General features: G+C 71.1%; 16 protein-coding genes and 1 riboswitch. Of the genes, 14 read left to right on the forward strand and 2 right to left on the reverse strand.

Going from position 1 to position 21,202, the window contains the following annotated elements; genetic code table 11:
* Nucleotides 1-94: 94 nt before the first annotated feature.
* Nucleotides 95-1,705, reverse strand: coding sequence for a hypothetical protein (locus tag F4X11_02380; GenBank protein MYN63869.1), 1,611 nt, complete (start codon nt 1,703-1,705; stop codon nt 95-97).
* A gap of 118 nt (nt 1,706-1,823) precedes the next feature.
* Here F4X11_02380 and F4X11_02385 point away from each other — a divergent pair, with 118 nt between their 5' ends.
* The 7 genes from F4X11_02385 (at nt 1,824) to F4X11_02415 (ending at nt 10,491) form a co-directional block, all read left to right on the forward strand.
* Nucleotides 1,824-4,367, forward strand: a complete 2,544-nt coding sequence (locus F4X11_02385; GenBank protein ID MYN63870.1) for a DUF1592 domain-containing protein — start codon at nt 1,824-1,826, stop codon at nt 4,365-4,367.
* Nucleotides 4,364-5,701 (forward strand): DUF1552 domain-containing protein, encoded by a 1,338-nt coding sequence (locus F4X11_02390; GenBank protein MYN63871.1) that lies wholly within the window; start codon nt 4,364-4,366, stop codon nt 5,699-5,701. Before F4X11_02385 ends, F4X11_02390 begins: the two co-directional genes overlap by 4 nt.
* Nucleotides 5,702-5,868: 167 nt before the next feature.
* Nucleotides 5,869-6,363, forward strand: a complete 495-nt coding sequence (locus tag F4X11_02395) for a (2Fe-2S)-binding protein (protein MYN63872.1) — start codon at nt 5,869-5,871, stop codon at nt 6,361-6,363.
* Nucleotides 6,360-7,508 carry an adenosylcobinamide amidohydrolase gene (locus F4X11_02400; protein MYN63873.1) on the forward strand — a complete coding sequence of 383 codons (1,149 nt, stop codon included), beginning with the start codon at nt 6,360-6,362 and terminating at the stop codon, nt 7,506-7,508. The genes F4X11_02395 and F4X11_02400 overlap by 4 nt, the downstream gene beginning before the upstream one ends.
* Nucleotides 7,450-8,526, forward strand: a complete 1,077-nt coding sequence (gene cobD / locus F4X11_02405) for a cobalamin biosynthesis protein CobD (protein ID MYN63874.1) — start codon at nt 7,450-7,452, stop codon at nt 8,524-8,526. Before F4X11_02400 ends, cobD begins: the two co-directional genes overlap by 59 nt.
* Nucleotides 8,527-8,686: 160 nt before the next feature.
* Complete coding sequence (locus F4X11_02410) at nt 8,687-9,469, forward strand: urate hydroxylase PuuD (GenBank protein MYN63875.1); 783 nt, start codon at nt 8,687-8,689, stop codon at nt 9,467-9,469.
* Between the two features lie 212 nt (nt 9,470-9,681).
* Nucleotides 9,682-10,491: an ABC transporter substrate-binding protein gene (locus F4X11_02415; protein MYN63876.1), complete on the forward strand. Its 810-nt coding sequence runs from the start codon at nt 9,682-9,684 to the stop codon at nt 10,489-10,491.
* Nucleotides 10,492-10,500: 9 nt separating this feature from the next.
* Here the strand turns inward: F4X11_02415 and cobO are convergent, their stop codons facing one another.
* The gene (cobO, locus tag F4X11_02420; protein MYN63877.1) at nt 10,501-11,031 is read right to left on the reverse strand and encodes a cob(I)yrinic acid a,c-diamide adenosyltransferase; all 531 of its coding nucleotides are present in this window, start codon (nt 11,029-11,031) and stop codon (nt 10,501-10,503) included.
* A 48-nt stretch (nt 11,032-11,079) separates the two neighbouring features.
* A riboswitch (cobalamin riboswitch) is annotated at nt 11,080-11,274 on the forward strand.
* Nucleotides 11,275-11,508: 234 nt separating this feature from the next.
* Here cobO and F4X11_02425 point away from each other — a divergent pair.
* The 7 genes from F4X11_02425 to F4X11_02455 all read left to right on the forward strand — a co-directional run bounded on the left by F4X11_02425 (nt 11,509) and on the right by F4X11_02455 (nt 21,004).
* Entirely contained in the window at nt 11,509-12,501 is a 993-nt protein-coding gene (locus F4X11_02425) for an iron ABC transporter permease (protein ID MYN63878.1), read from the forward strand.
* Entirely contained in the window at nt 12,494-13,288 is a 795-nt protein-coding gene (locus tag F4X11_02430) for an ABC transporter ATP-binding protein (GenBank protein ID MYN63879.1), read from the forward strand. Before F4X11_02425 ends, F4X11_02430 begins: the two co-directional genes overlap by 8 nt.
* 131 nt (nt 13,289-13,419) lie before the next feature.
* Nucleotides 13,420-14,211, forward strand: a complete 792-nt coding sequence (locus F4X11_02435) for a Uma2 family endonuclease (GenBank protein MYN63880.1) — start codon at nt 13,420-13,422, stop codon at nt 14,209-14,211.
* Nucleotides 14,212-14,457: 246 nt separating this feature from the next.
* Nucleotides 14,458-16,836, forward strand: a complete 2,379-nt coding sequence (locus F4X11_02440; protein MYN63881.1) for a molybdopterin-dependent oxidoreductase — start codon at nt 14,458-14,460, stop codon at nt 16,834-16,836.
* Entirely contained in the window at nt 16,833-17,693 is an 861-nt protein-coding gene (locus tag F4X11_02445) for a xanthine dehydrogenase family protein subunit M (protein ID MYN63882.1), read from the forward strand. Before F4X11_02440 ends, F4X11_02445 begins: the two co-directional genes overlap by 4 nt.
* A gap of 138 nt (nt 17,694-17,831) precedes the next feature.
* The gene (locus F4X11_02450; GenBank protein MYN63883.1) at nt 17,832-18,821 is read left to right on the forward strand and encodes a PDZ domain-containing protein; all 990 of its coding nucleotides are present in this window, start codon (nt 17,832-17,834) and stop codon (nt 18,819-18,821) included.
* A 131-nt stretch (nt 18,822-18,952) separates the two neighbouring features.
* Nucleotides 18,953-21,004: a PQQ-binding-like beta-propeller repeat protein gene (locus F4X11_02455; GenBank protein MYN63884.1), complete on the forward strand. Its 2,052-nt coding sequence runs from the start codon at nt 18,953-18,955 to the stop codon at nt 21,002-21,004.
* Nucleotides 21,005-21,202: the final 198 nt, after the last annotated feature.

The raw sequence follows: 21,202 nt of genomic DNA on the forward strand, positions 1-21,202 counted from the left end.
GCGAGCAGATCGCCGAGATTCGCAAGTACATCGTCGATCACTTGGGCGACCACGGTGCCGCGGATTGATGTAAGGTCTCGAGCGAAGCGTCAGCCTACCGCGGCTGCCAGTCCTCGACGGCCTTCGTCTCTTCCGTCTCCTTGCTCGCGCCGAGATCGCGCAGCGCCTGCGCCGAGTTGCCGCTCGGGTACCGCGTGATGTCCGGCCGCTCGAGGCGCCGCGCCTCGGCGCGCTCCGCAAGCGTCAACGCGGTCGTTCCCTGGCCGTTCCTCAGGTTCAGGTCGGCGCCGTTCTCGGCGAGCAGCTCGACCACCGTGGCGTAGTTGCGCTGCGCGGCGCTGTGCACCGGCGCCGTGCCCACGTGGTCGGTCCGGTTGACGTCGGCCCCGTGCTCGATGGCCGCCCTTGCCGCCTCGTACGCCGCGCGTTCCTCCCGGTCGGGGTTTCGCAACGAACTGTTGAAGCGCCGCCCGCGGTTGTTGGCCCCGCTGACCGCGGCCAGCAGCGGCGTCTGGAAGCCGCCGGCGATGTGCGGCGGTCCGATGCCCCCGGCCCGCTCGAAGACGTACGCCCAGCGCTCGAGCGTGGTCAGGCCCGGATCGGCGCCCCAGGCGGCCAGCGCCCGCATGATGTTTGCCTCCTGGTAGAAGGCGGCGAGCCAGTACGGCGTGGCGCTGACGTGCTGGGGCGCGATGGCCCAGTCCTGGCCGGCGCGGCGCAGCGGCGTGCCCTTTTCGAGGCGCGCGTTCGGGTCCGCGCCGCCGGCCAGCAGCGCGGTCGCCAGTTCGAGGTCCCCCCGCAGGATCGCGGCGTGCAGCGGCGCGTACCCGGCCCCGATATCGTTCGGATCGGCGCCTGCCGCCAGCGCGAACCGCACGAAGTCGACGTGGCCGCTGTGGGCCGCCACCACCAGCACGCTCGCGCCGGTGGGCGCCGCGTCGTCGATGTCCGCGCCGGCGCCGACGAGCCGCCGCCCCGCCTCGACGTCGCCGTGGCGGGCTGCGAACAGCAGCGGCGTATACCCGCCGCGGTTCCAGATGACGCCCTGGTCGTACTGCGATCCATTCGTGGCCGCGGCGTGCATCATCCGGGGCCGGATGCGGGAGCGGGCGTCGACGCGAGCACCGTGGGCGAGGAGTACCTCGATGACCTCGTGATGGCCCTGCGCCACGGCCCACATCAGCGCGGTCTGCGCGCGCGAGCGTTCCTTCGCGTTCAAGTCGGCGCCGCGGGCCGCGAGGTGCCGCACCGCGTCGGCGTTCCCGGTCCGCGAGGCGGTCATCACCGGGGTTTCGCCGTTGTGCAGCGCGATGTCCGGATCGGCGCCCGCCTCGAGCAGCCGTTCGACCATGACGGCGCTGCCGTTGTCGGCGGCCAGCCAGAGCGGCGTGGCCCCGAGCTCGTTGGTGGCGTTGACGTCGGTTCCGGCGTCGAGCAGGAGCGCCGCGGTCTCGTGATCGTCCCGATAGGCCGCCCAATGGAGGGCGGTGGCGCCGTCAGGCTGCGCGGCGTCCACGTCCGCTCCTTCGGCGAGGAGGGTCCGGACGGCGTCGGTATCCTGGGCTCGCGCCGCATCGACGATCGCCGGCGCGTCGACGCCGTTGGCCGCCGCACCGGCAACGGGGGCCGCCGCGATGCCGATCGCCAGGAGGGCGGGAAGCCAGGCTGCCGGGAATCCGCCGATCGCGATCCGCTTCGCCTTCATTTCTGGTGGCCTCCTGGCCGGCCGGCCTGCGAATATCCGCACCACTCCCGCCGCGCGCGGATTCGGGACCGACCGCCCATGGTAACGCAGCCCGCCGACGATTGACAACGCGCCGCCGATGCGGTCACACTACCGTGTCCCGGTACCTCTACCGCTCTTTATCCGAAAGGGGCTATTGGTGCGTAAACGCTGGTTCGCCGCGGGTATCGCTGTCGCCGTGACGTTGTCGAGCGCGGCGGCGGGGACGGCGTTCGCGCAGGCCGGGGAGTCCGCCGGAGCCATGTCCCCGCAGCGGGCGCTCCTCAATCGGTACTGCGTCACCTGCCACAACGAGCGCGTCGTCGCCGGCAACGGTTCGGGCATGATGGCCGAGCAGTTGCGCCTCGTCGGCCTGGCCCTCGACTCCGCCGACGTCGATAACGTCGCCGAGCACCCCGAGCTGTGGGAAAAGGTGGTGCGCAAGCTGCGCGTCGGCGCGATGCCCCCGCAGCCCCGGTCCCGCCCCGACAAGGAGACCTACGACGGCTTCCGCCGCTGGCTCGAGGACGAGCTCGACCGCGCCGCGGACGCGCGCCCGAACCCGGGCCGCACGCAGGCGTTCCACCGTCTGAACCAGGCGGAGTATCGCAACGTGATCCGTGACCTGCTCGACCTGGAGATCGACGTGGCCGCGCTGATCCCCGCCGACGCGCCGGACCGGAACGGCTTCGACAACATCGCCACCTCGCTCTCCCTGTCGCCCGCGCTGTTCGAGCGCTACGTCTCGGCCGCCAAGAAGATCGGCCGGCTCGCGATCGGCGAGGCGCCGACCGGCGGCGCCGAGATCGCGACCTACGACGTGCCCCTGAACCTGATCCAGAACGATCAGCAGAGCGAGGATCTGCCGTTCGGATCGCGCGGCGGCGCGGCCATCCGCCACCACTTCCCGGTGGACGGCGAGTACCGCATCAAGGTGCGGCTGCAGACGAACTACGTAGGCTACATTCGGGGCCTCGACGACGCGCACGAGATCGAGTTCCGGCTCGACGGACGGCGCATCGAGCGGTTTTCGTTCGGCGGCGAGGCGCCCGGGATGCCGGCGCCGATCAGCTTCGCCGGCAACATCCGCGGCACCGACGACTGGGAGGACTACGTCCTGCACGCGGACGACCCGCTGGAGGTGACCACGTCGGTCTCGGCGGGACCGCACACCGTCGGCGTCGCCTTCCCGCGCGAGACGTGGGAGGAGGAAGGCGTGCTGCAGCCGCGCCAGACCGGCTTCGCGCTGGCCATCAACGAGATGCCGGACGGGAACCCGGCCCTGAGCAGCTTGCAGATCACCGGGCCGCTGAGCGTCGACGGACCGGGCGACACGCCGACCCGGCAGCGCATCTTCACCTGCCGGCCGGATGCGGGGGCGACCGCGGCCGAGTCGGCGGCCTGCGCCAGTGAGATTCTGGGCACGCTGGCCCGCCGCGCGTATCGCCGCCCCGTGGACGAGGGCGACGTGGCGACGCTGCTCGAGTTCTACGAGTGGGGCCGGGCCGAGGGAGGCTTCGAGAAGGGGATTCAGTTCGCTCTCGAGCGGCTGCTGGCCGACCCCGACTTCCTCTACCGCGTCGAGCGCGACCCGGTCGACCTACCGGACGGGGCCGCCTATCCGGTCTCCGACGTCGAGCTCGCATCGCGCCTGTCGTTCTTCCTGTGGAGCAGCATTCCGGACGACGAACTGCTCGCGGCGGCCGAGAGCGGCACGCTGAGCGAGCCGGCCGTGCTCGACGCGCAGGTCCGGCGCATGATGGCCGACCCGCGCTCGCAGGCGATGGTGGACAACTTCGCCGGCCAGTGGCTCTACCTGCGCAACATGGGCGGCGTCTACCCCGATCCCCTCATCTTTCCGGAGTTCGACGAGAACCTGCGCGAGGCGTTCACCCGCGAGACGGAGCTGTTCATCGGCAACCAGTTGCGGTCCGACGCCAGCTTGCTCGAGCTGCTGTCGGCCGACTACACGTACGTCAACCAGCGGCTCGCCGAGCACTACGGCATCCCGAACATCTACGGGAACCGGTTTCGGCGGGTGAAGCTCGACGGCGCCCGGCGGGGCGGTCTCCTGGGCCACGGCAGCGTCATGACCGTGACCTCGTACCCGAACCGCACGTCGCCGGTGCTGCGCGGCAAGTGGGTGCTCGAGAACCTGCTCGGGGCGCCGCCGCCGGAGCCGCCGCCGGACATTCCGGCGCTTGAGGAGCGGAACGAGGACGGGGAGCCGGTGTCGATGCGCGAGGCGATGGCCCAGCATCGCGAGAACCCCGCCTGCTCGGTCTGCCACGCCCCGATGGACCCGATCGGGTTCGCGCTGCAGAACTACGACGCCATCGGCGGGTGGCGCGACGTCAACGAGGGGGGCACCCCCGTCGACGCCTCGGGCGTGCTGCCGGGCGGCGAGCGCTTCGAGGGCCGCGCCGGGCTCGACAACCTGCTCCTGGATCGACCGGACGAAATCGTCGGCACCGTCACCGAGAAACTGCTGATGTACGCGCTCGGGCGCGGCCTGGAGTACTACGACGCCCCGACCGTGCGCCAGATCGTGCGAGAGGCCGCTGGCGAGGACTACCGCTGGTCGTCTATCATTCTCGGCATCGTCAACAGCACCCCGTTCCAGATGCGGAGGTCAGACTCATGATCGTCACCCAGAAGTCCATCCCTCGCCGCACCGTCCTGCGCGGCATCGGCGCATCGCTCGCGCTGCCGTTCCTCGACAGCATGGCGCCGGCGTTCGCGGCCATCCGCAACACGGCGGCCCATCCGGTCCGGCGCTTCGGTGTCGTCTACGTGCCGAACGGCATGGCGATGAAGCACTTCACGCCGGCGGCCGAGGGCCTGGGCTTCGAGACCACCCGCATTCTGAAGCCCATCGAGGCCTTCAAGGACCAGATGCACGTCCTGACCGGCCTGAACGGGGTAGCGAGCAACGCGGGCGTGCACGCCAGCGCCGCGACGCGGTTCCTGACCGGCGTGACCCCGGCGCGGACCGAGTCGAATCTACAGGCAGGGGTCTCCGTCGATCAGCTCATCGCGCGGAGCTTCGAGCAGCACACGCAGCTCGCCTCCCTGGAAATCGCGCTCGACAGCCGCGACGTCTCCGGGTCGTGCGACGTCGGCTTCAGTTGCACCTACACGAACACGATCTCCTGGCGCAGCGACACGACGCCGCTGTCCGGAGAGAACAACCCGCGCGCGGTCTTCGAGCGGCTCTTCGGCGACGCCGGCTCGACGGACTCGGCCGCGCGGCTGGCCCGCATCCGCAAGGACCGGAGCATTCTCGACTCGGTGACCGAGAAGATCGACGCGCTGCAGCGCGGGCTCGGGCCGAACGACCGCGTGCGCGTCACCGAGTATCTGGAAGCGGTGCGCGACATCGAGCGGCGCATCCAGAGGGCGGAGGAGCAGAGCGACCGCGAGCTGCCCGAGGTCGATCAGCCGGCGGGAATCCCGGCGACCTACGCCGAGCACGCCAGGCTGATGTTCGACCTGATGCTCCTGGCGTACCAGACCGACCTGACCCGCGTCAGCACCTACATGATGGCGCGCGAGATCAGCGGCCGGACGTATCCGGAGATCGGGGTGCCCGACTCGCACCACCCGACCTCGCACCATCGCGACGACCCGACCCTCTACGAGAAGATCGCGAAGATCAACGAGTTCCACATCTCGCTCTTCGGGTACTTCCTCGAGAAGGCGCGCGCGACGCCGGACGGCGACGGCAACCTGCTCGACCACATGATGCTGCTCTACGGCGCCGGGATGTCCGACAGCAACCTGCACGACAACAAGGGGCTGCCGGTGGTCCTGGTCGGCGGCGCGTCGGGCCAGCTCAAGCCGGGCGGGCGTCATCTGGTCTACAAGGAGAAGACGCCGGCCACCAACCTGCACCTGACCATCCTCGACAAGATGGGTGTGCCGGTCGAGCGCATCGCCGACAGCACCGGCCCGCTGAATCTGTTGCCGGTCAGCTAGTCCAGTCCGCGCAGAGCGCGGTGGAACATCGAGGGCCCGGCAGCAATGCCGGGCCTTTTTCTTTGCGCGGGTTCATGTTTCGGCACCGGGGCGTCAGGTCGGTCGCCCGTCCGCTGGCGCGCAGGATGCGGAATGTTAGGCTATCGGCCTACTTCGGAGGTACTTGGATGGCCCGAGTCTCGATCACCGTCAACGGGAAGCGGCGCACCGCGGACGTCGAGCCGCGCCTGCTGCTGGTTCATTTTCTGCGCGAGCACCTGAACCTGACCGGCGCGCACGTCGGCTGCGACACGAGCCAGTGCGGCGCCTGCACGGTGCTGGTCGACGGGCGGAGCGCGAAGTCGTGCACGATCTTCGCGGTGCAGGCCGACGGCGCGGAGGTGACGACCATCGAGGGGCTGGCCGACGGCGACCGCCTGCATCCGCTGCAGGAGGGGTTCTGGGAAGAGCACGGGCTGCAGTGCGGCTACTGTACGCCCGGGATGATCCTGTCGGCCGTGAATCTGCTGGAAGACAACCCGGCGCCGACCGAGCAGGAGATTCGTGACGGCCTCGACGGCAATCTCTGCCGCTGCACGGGCTATCAGCACATCGTCAACGCCATTCAGCACGCGGCCGAGCGGATGGGGCGATCGGACGCCGCCGCGTCGCCGCGTCGATGACCTCGGCGTTTCCGCCGGCGTCGGCCGAGCTCCTGTGCCGCGAGCGGTGCTTCGCGGCGCATCGCGCCGGTCGCTATCTGGTCGCCGAGTTGCTGGCGCCGCATCGCGTGCTGAGCAACTCCGCGCACGTGGGGGGGCAGCGGGAGGACCTGCGCTATCTCGTCAACCACCAGAGCTGCGAAGCGACCGGTGACAGGGAGCGCCACGACCTGATCGCCGCCGCCGGGCAGGTTGCCTACCACCACCGGGTGTGCGCCGAGCTGGGACTGGACCCGGACGAGACCGCGGTCCTGGGCACCGCGGCCAACATGGTCTACGCCGCCCACCGCACCGCGACCTTCGACTTCCTGCGGGTGGATGCGTTCACGACGGCCGGCGTGGCCGGTAACGCGGCGCGCGCGGGCGATCCCGCGGCCTGGACGGAGACCGACGAGGGTTGGCGCCGGGTGTCGCCGCCGCCCGGCACCATCAACACGATCCTGCTGATCGATTGTCCCGTAACGCCTGCGGCCCACGCTCGGGCCGTGGTGACGATGACCGAGGCGAAGTCGGCCGCGCTGGCCGATCTGGCGGTTCCCAGCCGCTATTCCCCAACCATCGCAACCGGGACCGGCACCGATCAGTTCTGCCTCGCCGCACCGCTCGACCCCGAACGACGCTCGAAGGAGTCGACGAGCCCGCACGTGAAGCTGGGCGAGATCATCGGCGTCGCGGTGAAGGAGTCGGTCGCCGAGGCGCTGCGCTGGCAGAACGGCCTGGAGGCGTCCTACACGCGCGGGCTCTTCCACGCACTCGGCCGCTTCGGTCTTACCGAGGCGCGGGCCATGGAGCGTCTGGCCGAACTGCTCCCGGCGGCGCGTTACGAGCTGCTCGACAAGAACCGCAAGGCGGTTTTCTTCGAGCCCGGGGTCGGCGCGGCGGCGTACGCGCTGGCGGCGGTGGTGGATCGGGTCCGGTGCGGCACCATTCCCGAAGGGCTGGCGCAAGAGGCGCTGCGCTGTCAGGCCGCCTGCGTCGCCTGCGCCCTGGCCGGCCGGCCGGACCGCTGGACGGCGTTCCGGATCGAGCTGATGGAGACATCCGGCGATCCCGTCGAGCTGGTTCTGCGAGCGATCGCGGCCGGGTGGCAGGCGAAGTGGGCCTGATCGCAGCCGTGACCATCGGGCGGCCGGCGTGGACCTGAGCAGCCTGGCTCCCCGCGCGGACCTGTTGGCGGCGGCGGTGGTGCTGGATCTCCTCTTCGGGGACCCCGCGTATCGCTGGCATCCGATTCGCCTGATCGGCGGCTCCCTGACCTGCATCGAGGTGCGGTTGCGCGCGGTCGGCGCCGACGGCCGCAGCGGCGGGTGCGTGCTCTTCGTGGTGCTGGCGCTCGTCTGGTGCGGGAGCGCCGCGGCGCTCGTGGCCGGTGCGGCGCGGCTGCATCCCGCGGCGGCCGTTGCAGCCCACCTGTTCGCGCTCTACAGCCTCATCGCACTCGGGGACCTGCTGAAGCATGCGGGTGACGTGGACGCGGCCGTCACGACGGGCGATCTTGCCGCTGCCCGGACGGCGGCGGGACGACTCGTCGGGCGCGACACCGAGCCGATGGACGGCGCCGCCTGCCGCCGGAGCGCCATCGAGAGCCTGGGCGAGAGCCTGGTAGACGGGGTGGTCTCGCCCATCTTCTGGTACGCGGCGGCGGGCGTGCCGGGTATCGTGCTCTTCAAGGTGGTCAGCACCATGGACTCGATGGTCGGCTACAAGTCCGAACGCTACCGCGACTTCGGCTGGTGCGGCGCCCGCCTCGACGACCTGCTGAACCTGGTGCCGGCGCGGGTGACCTGGCTGCTCATCGCTGCCGCCGCGGCGCTGATTCCGGGAGCCTCCGGCGGGGAGGCCCTGCGCTGGGGCTGGCGGCAGCATGCGGTCGTGCCGGGGCCGAACGCCGGCTGGAGCGAAACCGCCCTCGCCGGCGCGATCCGGCGCCGCCTGGCGGGTCCGATCCGGCTGCAGGGCCTGCTCGTGACCGACGTCTGGATCGGCGATCCCTCCTCGGCCGAGGGCGGTTCGGAAGAGGACTACCGGCGGGCGCGCGGTACGGTGCTGCTGGCCGCTGCCCTTGCCGCCGGGGGTATCGCTGGACTGCTGGTCTGGGCGCGAAGCCCGTGGTGGGAGTGGTGAGAGCCCGCGCGGCGCCGGCGTTCCGCCGCACCCGGCGGTCGACGCGGCGCTGCCCGCGGATCCCGTGCGCCCGGCGCCCGATCATTTTGCGCGGTGGTTCGCCCGCCCGCGCAGTACAATCGCGGTACGGGCATCCGCCCGGAAACGGAGGAAACGCACGATGATGGAAGGCATGCAGTTCATCTTCCGATGGCTCCACGTGTTCGTGGGGATCATCTGGATCGGGCACCTCTACTTCTTCAACTTCGTGAACGCGCCACTGGCCGCGAAGCTCGACGGGCCGACCAAGCAGAAGGTGGTCCCCGAGCTCATGCCGCGGGCTCTCTTCTGGTTCCGGTGGGGCGCCGCCTGGACCTGGATCACCGGGGTCCTGCTGCTCCTGCTCGTCTTCTACCACGGCGGGCTGGCGATAGAAACCGACGCGAGCTGGGGGGCGGCCGCCATCGCGATGATCGCGGTGACCTTCCTGGCGGTCTTCGTCTACGACGCGCTGTGGAGCAGCGGCCTGAAGTCCAACGTCCGCGCCGCCACGATCGTCTCGTTCGTGCTGCTGGCCATCGTCGTCTGGATGTTCGTGGAGGTCGGCGGATTCCCGCCGCGATCGGTGCTGATTCACACCGGCGCCATGTTCGGAACGATCATGGCGTTCAACGTGTGGTTCCGGATCTGGCCGGCGCAGCAGCGGATCATCGCCGCCGTGAAGGCCGGCAAGGCGCCCGAGGCCGCCGACCCGGCGCTCGCGGGGTTGCGCTCCAAGCACAACACCTACATGTCGTTGCCGCTGCTGTGGGCGATGGCCAACCAGCACGCGACGCCCTTCTTCGGCGGCAACTTCGGGATCCCGAGCGACCTCTACTGGTTGGTCTGGCTTGCTGCCATCGTCTTGGGGTGGCACATCATCTTCCACTGCTACCGCATCGCCGGCCGCGTGTCCGGGATGTAGAGTTCGGCTCCGGGGCCGGCGCGGAGCCGGCCCCGGGCGTGGTCCGCGGGTGTCCACGACCCGCCCCTTTCACCATCATGGAACACGACGCACTCGCCCCTGTCATCGGCTTCCGGCCGCGTCCACAGGCTCACCGGAGAGCCCGGACGCTGCTTCGCCGCGTTGTCCGCGCCTCGATTTCCGTCCCGCTCGTACCGCTACTGGCGGGCGGCATGGTCGCCGCCTGCGGGACGGCGTCCCCGCCGGAACGGCCGGAGGAACCTGCCGGCCGCATCGTGAGCCTGGACTACTGCGCGGACCAGTTCGTTCTCGGCCTGGCCGATCGCGAGCGCATCCTGGCGCTGTCGCCCGACGCGGACAAGGACTTCTCCTATCTCCGCGCGGAGGCGGCGGGACTGCCGACGGTCCGTCCGCGTGCGGAGGACGTCCTGGCGCTGGAGCCGGATCTGGTGGTGCGCAACTACGGGGGCGGGCCGCGGGCTGCCGCCTTCTTCGAGCGGGCCGGCGTGCCGGTGCTGCAGATCGACTTCGCGCCCGATATCGAGGCGGTTCGCGACCGTATCCGGCAGGCCGCCGCGGTGTTGGCGGTACGCGGCCGCGGCGAAGCGCTGATCGCGGAGATGGATGCCCGACTCGCGCGCGCACGGGCCGCCGCGCCGGATGCGGACACGCTGTACCTCGCTCCGTCGGGCGTCGCCGCCGGTTCCGGAACGTTCGTGAATCACCTGATCGCCGCTGCCGGGCTGGACAATTTCAGCGACGGGAGCGGCTGGCGCTCGATTCCCCTCGAACGGCTCGTCTACGAGACGCCGGACCTGTATGCCGTGCCGGTGTTCGAGCGCACCAACCACAACATGGTCTGGACGCCGTTCCGACATCCGCTGGCGGTGCGCCGGGTACAGGCAGGGCCCACACTGTCGATAGACGGCGCTACCACCACCTGCGGCGCGTGGTTCCTCGCCGACGCGGTCGAGGCGCTGGCGGCGGGCGCTGCCGAGAGCAGAAGCGGAACCGCGTTCTGATGCCTGCGTTCAGAACTCCAGGCCGGGCTGCGCGCGGATCCCCTGCTCCTTGTAGGGGTGCTTCACCGCCCGCATCTCGGTGACCAGGTCCGCGAAGTCCACCAGCGCCTCGGGCGCGTTGCGGCCGGTGATGACGACGTGCAGCATGTGCGGCTTCTCGCGCAGGACGGCGAGCACGTCGTCCACCGGGATCCAGCCGTAGTGCAGGGGATAGGTGAACTCGTCGAGGACGATCACGTCGTGCTCGTCGGCCCGGATCGCCGCCTCGACGTGCTCCCACTGCTCGCGCGCGAGGGCCGCGGTGCGCTCCAGGTCCTTCGACAGCCACGTGAAGCCGTCGCCGAGCGCCGACCAGGGGATCTCCAGCTTCTCGGCCGCGCGGCTCTCGCCGAAGCGCGATCCGGTGTGCTTCAGGAACTGGAACACCCGCACGCGCATGCCGCGGCCCCAGGCGCGTAGCACGACGCCGAGCGCCGCCGTCGTCTTGCCCTTGCCGTTGCCGGTGTTGACGACCACCAGGCCCTTCGTTTTCTTCGCCACACCTCGATTCTAGTCGCACCGGATGGACCGCGGGGCGGACCGTCGCCCACGGTCTGTTATCATTCTGGCTTCACTGTTCGTGGCCAGGTGCTCGGGAAGTTCGGTGCGATGCCGACGCTGCCCTCGCAACTGTGAGCAGGGACGAAATCCGCACGGCAGCCACTGTCCGTTGAGGACGGGAAGGCGCGGAGAGTAGGCGCGACCCTGCAAGCCAGGAGACCGGCTTGGCCATGCCTCACCCCGCTTCCGATGGGGAAGCCAAGGAGGACCCGTGGCCGATTGTGCCCCGCCGTTGGTTCGTCGTTCCTTCCGTGCTTCGTTCCGACCCTTCTTCCTGTCCCTGCTCGTCCCGAGTGCGGCGGCTGTCGCGCCTGCCACGACAACGCGCCGGGCCATCCGGGTCTTCCGCGGACCGTCGCCGTCGGCGGGAGGTTCGACCTGGGCGGGTGATCCGCCAGCGCGCGGGCGGGATTGACCATGCGGAACGACAGGGTGCTCATCGGGCTGCTGGGGGCGGCGGGTCTGGGCGCCGCCGCGACGGCCTGCCTGCTCGGCTCGACGCCGCTCGGGGCGGGGCGTGTGCTGGCGGCCCTGGTCGGCGCGGCCTCCCCGGGCGATGTGATCGTGGTGTGGGAGATCCGCCTGCCGCGGGCGCTGGCGGCCTTCGTGACCGGGGCCGCACTCGGCGTCTCGGGTGCGGCGTTACAGGGCCTGTTGCGCAATCCACTGGCCGAGCCGGGCGTGCTCGGCGTTTCGGCCACCGCAACGTTCGCCGCCACCTTCGTGATCTACTACGGGCTGATCGAGGTGGGAGCGTTCGCGCTGCCGGTCGCCGCGATCGCCGGCGCGCTGGCCGCGACCGCGCTGCTGACGGCCGCCGCGGTCCGCGTCGGGTCGATGGTGACGCTGATTCTCGTGGGCATCGGTCTCTCGAGCTTTGCCGGCGCGATGATGGCGCTGCTGATGAACCTGGCGCCGAACCCCTTCTCGCTCGCCGACATGCTCAACTGGACCCTGGGAAGCGTCGCCAACCGGAGCTTCGACGATCTGGTGCTGGCGGCGCCGTTCCTCGCGGCCGGATTCGCACTGTTGCTGGCGGCGCGTCGTGACCTCTCGGCGTTGACGTTGGGCGAGGAGGCGGCGGCCGGCGTCGGCGTCGACCTCCGGCGCGCGCGGCGGCTGGTCGTGGTCGGCGCGGGGCTGGCGCCCGGGGCGGCCGCCGCCACGGCCGGCGCGATCGGTTTCGTCGGGATAGTCGCGCCGCACCTGGTCCGCCGGTTGGTGGACCACGATCCCGCCCGGACGCTCGTGCCGGCGGCGCTGCTGGCCGGGGTGATTCTGGTGCTGGCGGATATCGGGGTGCGCCTGGCTCCCACCGCCGCCGAGCTCCGGCTCGGCGTGGTCGCCGCGCTCATCGGGGCGCCGGTCTTCATCTGGATCGCCGCGGGCAGAAGGCTGGGAAATGGCTGAGCTGACGGTCGACCGGCTGTGCGTGAGCCTGGGCGGCAGGCAGGTGGTGCGCGATGCGTCCTGGCGCCTTCGCGCGGGGGAGCTGGTGGCGCTGCTGGGCGCGAACGGCGCAGGCAAGACGACGGCGTTGCGCGCCGTGCTGGGACTGACCCCGCGCGCCGCCGGCGAGGTCCATGTCGGAGAGGACGACCCGATCCGCATGTCGCCGTCCGCGCGGGCGCGGTGCATCGCCTACCTGCCGCAGGTGCGTCCGCTGGCGTGGCCGGTGCGGGTGCGCGACGTCGTTGCGCTGGGCCGTTTCGCCTACGGCGCCCCGCCGGACCGGTTGGGGGCCGCCGACGAAAACGCGATCGCGCGTGCCGTGCGGGCGTGCGACCTGGAGCGGTTCGTCGAGCGATCCTGCACGACGTTGTCCGGGGGCGAGCTGGCGCGCGTGCACGTCGCTCGCGCGCTGGCCGCGGACGCGCCGTTCCTGCTGGCCGACGAGCCGACCGCGGCCCTCGATCCGCTGCACCAGCACCAGGTGATGCAATTGCTGCGCGCGGACGCCGATGCCGGCCGCGGCGTTCTGGTGGTGATGCACGACGCGGCGCTCGCGGCACGGCTCGCCGACCGCCTGCTCTGGATGGCGGACGGCCGGGTCGTCGCGGACGGCTCATCCGAGGCGACGTTGACGCCAACCCGTCTGGCCGAGGTCTACGGCGTGGACGCGGTCGTCCGTCGCATGCAGCGGGACTGGCTGATCTCGGTGACCGGCGCGGCCGCCGGCATCGCCGACCGTCGGTGACGTCGCTCAACAGGTTGGCACGATGCGTGCTCTATCTCCTCCGCGTACGCCCTGACCGGAAGGCGGCGTCACGGCGTGTGGTAGCTTGGAGGAGTCGTGCGCGCAGCCGCGCCGTCTGGAGGGGCCCCGCGATGATCCAACCTGCACCTGCCGCTGTGCCGATCCACTACCCGAGCTCGGACGGCAAGCCGATGGCGGAGAACGACGCCCAGCGCAGCGCCATCATGTACGGGATCGGCGCGCTGATGCGCCACTTCAGGGAACGCAGGGACGTGCACGTCTCCGGGGACCTATTGCTCTACTACGAGGAAGGAAACCCGCGGGTGTCGATCGCCCCGGACGTGTTCGTGGTGTTCGGCGTGGAGAAGCGCGAGCGGCTCAACTACAAGCTGTGGGAGGAGGGGCGGGCGCCGTCCTTCGTGCTGGAGGTGGCTTCGCGGAGCACGTGGCGGGACGACCTCGGGCGGAAGCGGTCGGTGTATGCCCGTCTCGGCGTGAGCGAGTACTGGCAGTACGACCCGACGGGCGAGTACCTGCCGGCGCGCCTGCAGGGGGAGCGGTTGACGCGGTCGGGCTACGTTCGTCAACCGGCGTTGACAGCACCGGACGGCGCCCTGACGCTCCGCAGCCGAACGTTGGCTCTGGAGCTGCGGGCGGCGCCGGGGCGGGAGATGCGCTTCCGGGATCCGGCGACGGGTGACGACCTGCGCAGCCACGACGAGGAAGCCGCAGGCCGTTTGACGGCGGAAACCCGTGTTGCGGCCGCCGAGACGCGCGTTGCGGCCGCCGAGACGCGCGCCGCGGCCGCGGCCGAAGACCGCGCGACGGAATCCGCGGCTCGCCTGGCCGCCGAAGCGCGGGCCACAGCCGCCGAGGCGCGGGTGGCGGAACTGGAAGCCCTCCTTCGCAAGCGGTCCGGTTGACGATCGCGCCGTGTAGCGTCTCTGCCGTATCGCCCCATCTGTTGCCCCTTGTTCCCGCCGGGGCGATCCCGTTAGGCTAACCGGCTGTGCCGGGAGTCTGCGTGCCGAGGTGTTGACGCAGACGACGCCGGGAATCTGCGCGCGCCGAGGTGCTGGCGCGGACGACGCTGATCTCACCCGGAGGGCAGGATGCCTCACGCCGCGATGAACCGCCGCGACGCGAACCGCGCGGCACGGAGCTAGACCATGGCCGCAACCCCCGTTCTGCCCAAGCTCGTCGGCCAGCGCGTCAAGCGGCGCGAGGATCCGCGCCTGATCCAGGGGCGCGGCACCTACGTCGACGACGTGAAGGTCGCCGGCATGCAGCACCTGGCGTTCAAGCGGAGCGACATCGCGCACGGCCGGATCCGCTCCATCGACACCAGCGCGGCCGAGGCGCTGGAAGGCGTGGAGGCGGTCTTCACCGGTGCGCAGATCGCCGACTTCCTCGCGCCGATGCCGATCGGCACGCCGTTCCCGTCGCCGGAGCACCGGGCGGTGGCAGTGGACACGGTCCGCTTCGTCGGCGATCCGGTCGCGGTGGTAGTGGCGAGCGACCGCTACGCGGCGCGCGACGCGGCCGACGCCATCGTCGTCGACTACGAGCCGCTGCCGGCGGTGGTCGATCCCGAGAAGGCGATGAGCGGCGAATCAGCGGTGTTGCACGCCGACTTCGAGAACAACGTCGCCCTCGGTCCGCTGCCGAGCGGCACCGGGGTCGGCCGCAAGGGGGCGGTGGACAACACGGCGGTGGACGCGGCGTTCGAGGCGGCGGACGTCGTGATCGCCCAGCGCATGGTGAACCAGCGCCTCGCGCCGAGCTCCATCGAGGCCCGCGGCGTGGTGGCGCACTACGAGCCGGGACGGGAGGCGCTGACCATCTGGTCGTCGAGCCAGAACCCGCACATCCTGCGCACCTTCGTGGCGCGGATGCTCGACCTGGGAGAGGACCGCGTGCGGGCCATCGCGCCCGAGGTCGGCGGCGGGTTCGGCGCGAAGATCAACATCTACGGCGAGGAGTACGTCGCCGCGGCGCTGTCGAAGCGGCTCGGGCTGCCGATCAAGTGGATCGAGGACCGGTCCGAGGCGTTTCTCGCCACCGTGCACGGACGCGACCTGATCGCCTATGTCGAGCTGGCGGCCGCGCGCGACGGCAAGGTGCTCGGCTTGCGGATGCGGATCATCGCCGACATCGGCGCCTACAACATGCTGCTCACCGCCGGGGTGCCGACCAACAGCATGACGATGGCCAACGCCACCTACGCGATTCCGGCCATCCGTGCGACGCTGACCGAGGTCTTCACCAACAAGACGCCGACCGACGCGTATCGCGGGGCGGGGCGTCCCGAGGCGGCCTACTTCGTCGAGCGGGCGATAGACATGCTCGCGCGCGAGCTCGAGATGGATCCGGCCGAGCTGCGGCGCAGGAATTTCATCCAGCCCGACCAGTTCCCCTTCAAGACCCAGACGGGGGCGGTCTACGACTCGGGCGACTACGAGAAGGCGCTCGACCACGCCCTGCACGTTTCCGGCTGGGAGCAGCTCCAGTCCGAGCGGGACGCGGCACGCGCCGACGGCCGCCTGGTGGGCCTCGGACTGTCGATGTACGTCGAGATCTGCGGCATGGGACCCTCGTCGTCGCTCCCCCCCGGCGGCTGGGAGCACTCGCAGGTCACCGTCGAGCGCGACGGCCGGATCAGCGCGACGACCGGCGTCTCCCCGCACGGCCAGGGCAACGAGACCACCTTCGCCCAGATGCTGGCCGATCAGTTCGGCGTGCCGCTCGACCACGTGACGATCCACCACGGCGACACCGCGGTGGTGAAGCAGGGCATCGGCACCTTCGGCAGCCGGTCGCAGGCGGTCGGCGGGGCGGCGCTGCACGACGCGGGCGGGAAGGTGAAGGCCAAGATGGCGAAGTTCGCGGCGGCGCTGCTCGAAGCGCACGAGAGCGATCTCGTCTTCGAGAACGGGACCATCGCGGTCAAGGGCGCGCCGGCGTCGGCCAAGCCGTTCGCCGAGGTGGCCGCCTACGCCTACCGGCCGATCCGGCTCCCCGAGGGGCTGACCCCGGGCCTGAGCGACGAGGCGTTCTTCGAGCCGACGAACAACACCTATCCGTTCGGCTGCCACATCGCGATGCTGGAGGTCGACCGGGAGACCGGTGAGCCGCGGCTGCTGAAGATGGTGGCGGTCGACGACGCCGGCCACCTCATCAATCCGCTCATCGTCGAGGGGCAGATCCACGGCGGGCTCGCGCAGGGCATCGGGCAGGCGATGATCGAGGAGGTCGCCTACGACGCCGACGGGCAGCCGCTGACCGCATCCTTGATGGACTACGCGCTGCCGCGCGCGAGCGACTTCCCGCGCTTCGAGCTCGACAACACCGTCACCCCGACCCCGGTCAACCCGCTCGGGGCCAAGGGGGTCGGGGAAGCCGGGACCATCGGCTCGACCCCCTGCATCGTCGCCGCCGCAGTCGACGCCCTCAGCGGCTTCGGCGTGCGGCATCTCGACATGATGCTGCGGCCCGAGAAGCTGTGGCGCCTCATTCACGGCCAGTCGGCCAGGAGCTCCGACGCATGATCCCGACCGCCTTCGAGTACGAACGCGCCACCTCGCTCGACGACGCGCTCGCGAAGCTGGCCGCGGCCGGCGGCGCCGGCAAGCTGATCGCCGGCGGGCACAGCCTGGTGCCGCTGATGAAGCTGCGGCTGAGCGAGCCGACGGTGCTGATCGACATCGCGCACATCCCCGATTTCGCAGGTATTCGCGAGGTCGGCGGCGTGATCGAGATCGGCGCGGGGGCCACGCACCACGACGTGGCGACCTCGGCGCTGCTGGCAGAGCGGTGTCCGATGACGGCAGAGGCCGCCGCGACCATTGGCGACCAGCAGGTCCGCAACCGCGGGACCCTCGGCGGGAGCCTCGCGCACGCCGATCCGGCCGCCGACTACCCGGCTGTGATGCTGGCGCTGGATGCGGACCTCCACCTCAAGGGCCCCGGCGGCTGGCGCGCGGTCAAGGCGCGGGACTTCTTTCGGGGCATGCTGACCGTCGACCTCGCGCCGGACGAGATCCTCGCGAGGGTGACGTTCGCGCCGGTGCGCACGGCCGCCTACGCCAAGCTGCATCAGCGCGCGTCGCGATTCGCCATCGTCGGCGTGGCGGCGGCCGTCGACCTGCGAGACGGAACAGTCGCGTCGGCCCGCGTCGGCCTGACGGGCGCGTCGCCGTCACCGACCCGCCTGAAGAACGTCGAGGAAGCGCTGGCGGGCCGGCCAGTCTCTTCCGACACCGTCGCGGCCGCGGCCGCGGTCGCCGGCGACGGTGTCGAGGATCTCAACGAAGACATCCACGCCGGCGCCGAGTACCGTCGGGCCATGATCCGCGTCTTCACGCGGCGGGCGCTCGACCGGGCGCTGGCGCGGGCTGCCGTCTGACCGCGGCGGTCGATCTTCTTCCCACGGACTCGTCGCGGATCCGGTCCGCCCGCTCACGAACCGTGCAGTTCGGTCGTGAGCGCCGGAAGCCGATGTCCGGCATCCGGCCAAACGCGCGAGGCGTGCGTCTCAACCTGCATGGAGGCGGCAGGGCAATGGTGCCCGGCCGGGCATGACACGGAGGTACGCATGCACGGGGCGTCGACGATGCGGAAGGGACGGTGGATTGGGGTTCTCGCGGTGGTGGCCGCCGTGGCGGCGCTTCCTGCCGGCGTGGGGGCCGGGGGCAGCGGGGAGCAGGCGGAGCAAGAGAGGAAAGGGCGCCACGGGGCGTGGGCCGAAGTGCGGGCGCTCTTCGATGCCGGCGCGGACGGCAGCTACCTTGGCGTGAGGGTCGCCGACGTCGAAGAGGGCGCCGGGCCGAGCATGGCTCAGGAAGGGGCGGTCGTCGCGGAGGTGGTCGACGGCGCTCCCGCGGCAGCCGCGGGCATCGAGGCAGGCGACGTCATCGTGGAGTTCGATGGCGAGCGCATTCGCGGCGCGCGGCAGTTGACGCGGGTCGTTCGCGAGACGCCGGCGGGCCGTAGCGTCGCTGCGACCGTGTTTCGCGACGGTGCGCGCATCGACGTGAACGTGACCCCCGGCGCGCGTCCACGTCCCGACTGGCGGGCGAGTCTGCGCCGGACCGAGATCCCGGAGCCGGACGAGGCAGAGGCCGAGGCTTTCGTCTGGCGGGGTGATTCGGCCTTGCTGGAAGGGCTGCCGGACATCGTCAACGACGCCGTGATGTCCCTTGCGGGGCGCGCCCGGCTGGGTATTCGCGCGGAGTCCCTCGAGGGCCAGCTCGCCGGGTACTTCGGCGTTTCGGCCGGCGTCCTGGTCCGGCACGTCGAGGAGAACACCGTGGCGGCGGCGGCCGGCCTGCGGGCCGGGGACGTCATCACCGCGATCGACAGCGAGGCGGTGGACGATCTGCGCGCGCTTCGTCGGCGCGTCTCCGCGCTCGACCCGGGTACCGCGTTCGACATCGCGATCGTGCGCGATGGTGACGAGATGTCGTTGCCGGCCGAGCTCGCGGGCGAAGCGGAACGGCGGCCTCGCGGGCGGCGCCGGGGTACGGGTATCTGATCGACCGGCCGCCCGTGTCCGCTTCCTGCTCGGAGGATGCGGGCGGATTCCCTTTGCACGGTGACGGCTTGCGGTCTCCGCGCAGGCGTCGATGCGGCCGGAAGGGAGACCTCCCCGCGTATACTGGCGCCATGTCCAAGATCATCCAGGTCCTAGGTCCGTTGGCGGTCGGTCTCGCGGTGGCGGTCACGGCCGCGGGTCAAACCGGCGCGGCCGGCGGGGAGTGGCGCACCTACGGCGGCGATCTCGGCCATACCCGCTATGCGCCGCTCGATCGGATCGACGCCGGCAACTTCGGCGATCTCGAGGTGGCCTGGCGGTTCAAGACCGACAATCTCGGCCCGGTGCCGGAGTACCGCTTCCAGTCGACGCCGCTGGTGGTCGACGGCGTGATGTACACGACCGCCGGGTCGCGCAAGGCGGTGACGGCGCTCGACGCGGCGACCGGCGAGATGCGCTGGATGTACAGCCTCGACGAAGGGGCGCGTGGCACCGCGGCGCCGCGGCAGCTCTCCGGCCGCGGCCTCGGGTACTGGGAGGCCGACGGGGAGCCGCCCCGGGTCGTCTACGTCACCCCGGGCTACCGGCTGATTGCGCTCGACGCGGCCACCGGCCGGCCGGTGCCGGAGTTCGGGACGGACGGCATGGTCGATCTGAAGCAGGAGGTTGACCAGCCGATCGACCCCGTCACGGGCGAGATCGGCCTGCACGCGACGCCGATGGTCGCCGGCGACGTCATCATCGTGGGCGCCGCCCACCGCACCGGCGGCAACCCGCGCAGCCGCGCCAACGTGAAGGGCTACGTCCGCGGCTACGACGCCCGCACCGGCGAGCGGCTCTGGATCTTCCACACCATTCCCCGGCCGGGTCAGTTCGGGCGCGAGACGTGGCTGGGCGACTCCGCCGTCTATACCGGCAACACCGGGGTATGGGGCCAGATCTCGGTGGACGTGGAGCTCGGCATGGTCTATCTGCCGGTCGAGGCGGCCACCGGCGACTACTACGGCGGCTACCGCCCGGGGGACAACCTGTTCGCCGAGAGCCTGGTGGCCGTGGACCTCTATACCGGCGAGCGGCGGTGGCACTTCCAGCTCGTGCACCACGGCATCTGGGACCATGACATTCCGTGCGCGCCGATCCTGCTGGACCTGATGATCGACGGCGAGCTGGTAAAGGCGGTGGCCCAGCCCACAAAGCAGGCGTTCCTGTACGTCTTCAATCGCGAGACGGGCGAGCCGATCTGGCCGATCGAGGAGCGGCCGGTCGAGGCGGGAGACGTTCCCGGCGAGTGGTACTCGCCCACCCAGCCGTTTCCGACGAAGCCGCCCGGCTACGACCGGCAGGGGGTGACCCTGGACGATCTGATCGACTTCACGCCGGCGCTGCGGGCCGCTGCGGTCGAGAGGGCCTCCTTCTTCAAGCTCGGACCGCTATTCACGCCCCCGGTCGTGAGTCAGCTCGATGGACCGATCGGGACGCTGATGGCCCCGGCCCAGGGGGGCGGCACCAACTGGCCAGGCGGCTCCTACGATCCGGAGACCGGCATCCTGTACGTCTCGTCCAACAGCTCGCTCGGCCTGCTCTCCATCGTGCCTCCTTATCCGGGGCAGTCGGACATGGACTACATCCAGGGCAACGCGGTCGCCGGCCCGCGGACGTCCGGCGGAGCGGGATCGAGCGCAGGCGGCGGACGCACCGAGTTCGAGGTGCCGCCGCGCCCGCGGTTGACCGCCGAGCAGCGCCAGCGCGCGCGGCTCACCATCCAGGGGCTGCCGCTGCTCAAGCCGCCCTACGGCATCATCGCGGCCATCGACATGAACCGCGGCGAAATCCTGTGGCGGATCCCCCACGGTGCGACGCCGGATAACGTCCGCAATCACCCGGCCTTGCAGGGCCTCGACATCCCGCGCACCGGCCAGCGCGGCAGCGTTGGCACGCTGGTGACCCGCACGCTGCTGATCGCGGGCGATCCCGGGACCCACACCCTGCCGTCGGGCGAGCGCGGCGCGATGCTGCGCGCCTACGACAAGGCGACCGGGGACGAGGTGGGCACCGTGTTCCTGCCGGCGCAGCAGTCCGGGTCGCCGATGACCTACCTGCTCGACGGCGTGCAGTACCTGGTGATCGCCGTCAGCGGCGCGGGCTATTCGGGCGAGCTGATCGCGTTCCGGCTGCCGGCCTGACGCGCATCGTCGCTGGCTGGTTTCGCCGGTCCCGAGTCTGGGCCGGCGGGTTACTCGGCGCGCTCGACCACGATTTCGGAGCCGCTGGGGGGGGCCCCCCCCCCCCCGCCGGGGCCGCGAGGGGGCCCGCGCCGCCGGGTCCTCGTTCGCCGCCCCCGCCACGAGGGAGCGGGGCGCGAGCGGGGGGGGGTGTTAAAA

Source organism: Acidobacteriota bacterium, assembly GCA_009861545.1.
Taxonomy (GTDB): domain Bacteria; phylum Acidobacteriota; class Vicinamibacteria; order Vicinamibacterales; family UBA8438; genus WTFV01.

Bases quoted from the DNA above. Each gene is read 5' to 3' on its own strand.
- F4X11_02445 (MYN63882.1), top strand. From the start codon at position 16,833: ATGATCCCGACCGCCTTCGAGTACGAACGCGCCACCTCGCTCGACGAC.
- F4X11_02395 (MYN63872.1), top strand. From the start codon at position 5,869: ATGGCCCGAGTCTCGATCACCGTCAACGGGAAGCGGCGCACCGCGGAC.
- F4X11_02410 (MYN63875.1), top strand. From the start codon at position 8,687: ATGATGGAAGGCATGCAGTTCATCTTCCGATGGCTCCACGTGTTCGTG.
- F4X11_02385 (MYN63870.1), top strand. From the start codon at position 1,824: ATGCGGTCACACTACCGTGTCCCGGTACCTCTACCGCTCTTTATCCGA.
- F4X11_02415 (MYN63876.1), top strand. From the start codon at position 9,682: ATGGTCGCCGCCTGCGGGACGGCGTCCCCGCCGGAACGGCCGGAGGAA.
- F4X11_02425 (MYN63878.1), top strand. From the start codon at position 11,509: ATGCGGAACGACAGGGTGCTCATCGGGCTGCTGGGGGCGGCGGGTCTG.
- F4X11_02440 (MYN63881.1), top strand. From the start codon at position 14,458: ATGGCCGCAACCCCCGTTCTGCCCAAGCTCGTCGGCCAGCGCGTCAAG.
- F4X11_02455 (MYN63884.1), top strand. From the start codon at position 18,953: ATGTCCAAGATCATCCAGGTCCTAGGTCCGTTGGCGGTCGGTCTCGCG.
- F4X11_02390 (MYN63871.1), top strand. From the start codon at position 4,364: ATGATCGTCACCCAGAAGTCCATCCCTCGCCGCACCGTCCTGCGCGGC.
- F4X11_02435 (MYN63880.1), top strand. From the start codon at position 13,420: ATGATCCAACCTGCACCTGCCGCTGTGCCGATCCACTACCCGAGCTCG.
- F4X11_02430 (MYN63879.1), top strand. From the start codon at position 12,494: ATGGCTGAGCTGACGGTCGACCGGCTGTGCGTGAGCCTGGGCGGCAGG.
- F4X11_02450 (MYN63883.1), top strand. From the start codon at position 17,832: ATGGAGGCGGCAGGGCAATGGTGCCCGGCCGGGCATGACACGGAGGTA.
- F4X11_02400 (MYN63873.1), top strand. From the start codon at position 6,360: ATGACCTCGGCGTTTCCGCCGGCGTCGGCCGAGCTCCTGTGCCGCGAG.
- F4X11_02380 (MYN63869.1), bottom strand. From the start codon at position 1,705: ATGAAGGCGAAGCGGATCGCGATCGGCGGATTCCCGGCAGCCTGGCTT.